General features: G+C 36.2%; 1 protein-coding gene. It reads left to right on the forward strand.

Features of this window, described 5'->3' with window-relative positions; all coding sequences use genetic code 11:
• The coding region (locus KQ486_RS13960; protein ID WP_216687990.1) for an SGNH/GDSL hydrolase family protein at positions 1-1,501 on the forward strand (1,501 nt) is incomplete at both ends.

Consider the following 1,501-nt stretch of genomic DNA (forward strand, 5'->3'; position numbering starts at 1 on the left):
AGTTAATGATTGATAGGATTTATGTTAATGTAACAGGATCTTTTACAGTAGAAAGATATTTTAACATTGTGTTTCAAGGTACTGGAATGCTTTTTGAAGTCGAAGGTAAGGTTAAGTCTTCGAAGTTTGAAAATGGTGGTGAAGGCGACACAAGGTTAGAAATGTTTAAAAAGGGATTAGAACATTTCGGTTTAGAATATAAAATAACGTATGACAAAAAGAAAGACAGATATAAGTTTGTATTGACGCCTTTTGCAAATCAAAAAGCGTCTTATTTTATTTCTGACGAAGTCAACGCCAACGCTATAAAACTCGAGGAAGATGCAAGTGATTTCGCCACCTTCATTAGAGGATATGGTAATTATTCAGGAGAAGAAACATTCGAACACGCTGGGCTCGTAATGGAAGCTAGAAGTGCATTAGCTGAAATATACGGCGACATCCACGCAGAACCATTTAAAGATGGTAAAGTGACTGACCAAGAAACTATGGATAAAGAATTACAATCGAGATTGAAAAAGTCGTTAAAACAATCTTTGTCTTTGGACTTTTTGGTGTTAAGAGAATCATATCCAGAAGCAGACCCACAACCCGGAGACATAGTACAAATAAAATCTACCAAACTAGGTTTGAATGATTTAGTCCGTATAGTACAAGTTAAAACGATTAGGGGTATAAACAATGTAATTGTTAAGCAAGATGTAACGCTTGGTGAGTTTAATCGAGAACAACGATATATGAAAAAAGTTAATACTGCAGCTAACTATGTTTCTGGATTAAATGATGTTAACCTTTCTAATCCTAGTAAAGCGGCAGAAAACTTGAAGTCTAAAGTAGCGTCAATAGCTAAATCAACACTCGATTTGATGAGTAGAACTGATTTGATTGAAGATAAACAACAGAAGGTAAGCTCTAAAACTGTGACTACATCTGACGGCACTATCGTTCATGATTTTATAGATAAATCAAACATTAAAGATGTAAAAACAATTGGAACGATTGGCGATTCTGTAGCTAGAGGATCACATGCGAAAACTAATTTCACAGAAATGTTAGGCAAGAAGTTAAAAGCTAAAACGACCAACCTTGCAAGAGGTGGCGCAACAATGGCAACAGTTCCAATAGGTAAAGAAGCGGTAGAAAACAGCATTTATAGACAAGCAGAGCAAATAAGAGGAGACCTAATCATATTACAAGGTACAGATGATGACTGGTTACATGGTTATTGGGCAGGCGTACCGATAGGCACTGATAAAACCGACACTAAAACGTTTTACGGCGCCTTTTGTTCTGCAATTGAAGTTATCAGGAAAAATAATCCAGCTTCAAAAATACTTGTAATGACAGCTACTAGGCAATGCCCTATGAGTGGTACAACGATACGCCGTAAAGATACGGACAAAAACAAACTAGGGTTAACTTTAGAGGATTATGTCAATGCTCAGATATTGGCTTGTAGTGAATTGGATGTACCAGTATATGATGCTTATCACACAGATTA

Origin of the sequence: Allobacillus halotolerans, from assembly GCF_018967645.1 — a bacterium.
GTDB classification, from domain to species: domain Bacteria; phylum Bacillota; class Bacilli; order Bacillales; family Alkalibacillaceae; genus Allobacillus; species Allobacillus halotolerans.